Source organism: Pseudomonas khorasanensis, assembly GCF_014268505.2.
GTDB classification, from domain to species: Bacteria; Pseudomonadota; Gammaproteobacteria; order Pseudomonadales; family Pseudomonadaceae; genus Aquipseudomonas; species Aquipseudomonas khorasanensis.
Window position 1 is genome coordinate 1 of sequence record NZ_JABWQP020000050.1, and the last position, 462, is coordinate 462.

The 462-nt window shown below is 63.2% G+C and carries 1 protein-coding gene; it reads right to left on the reverse strand.

Going from position 1 to position 462, the window contains the following annotated elements; genetic code table 11:
• The coding region (locus tag HU727_RS25535; protein WP_217847159.1) for an immunoglobulin-like domain-containing protein at nucleotides 1–462 on the reverse strand (462 nt) is incomplete at both ends.

Here is a 462-nt window from a genome sequence, read left to right on the forward strand (position 1 = left end):
AAGTTGCCGCCAGTGACGCCGGTAATCGAGTTAATCAGCGGAGCGTTGCCGGCCAGCGCATCGTTTGGTGCGGTGAACGTCGCGGTGCCGGTGGTCTGGCCGACAGCGATGGTGATGTTCTGGCCGTTGGCCAAGGTCACGACGACTGGCGAACCGGTAACCGGAGCGCCGACGGTTGCGGTGTAGACGACATTTCCACCCTCGGCCGCCATCGTGGTGGCCGTCAGTTTCACGGTCGTTGTGTCGACCGTGTCGGTGACGCTGGTGACGGCAGGTGTGCTGCTGGTCACCAGGTTTTCGAAGCTGCCACCTGTAGCTTTGCTGATGGTGGCCTGCACGGAGCCCGCATCTTTGTAGACGTCATCGGTTGGTGCTGGGACGGTCGCGGTGCCGCTGCTTTCGCCCGCTTTGATGGTGATCACGGCGCCGTTCGACAGGGTTACGGTGACTGGGGTGCCGGCT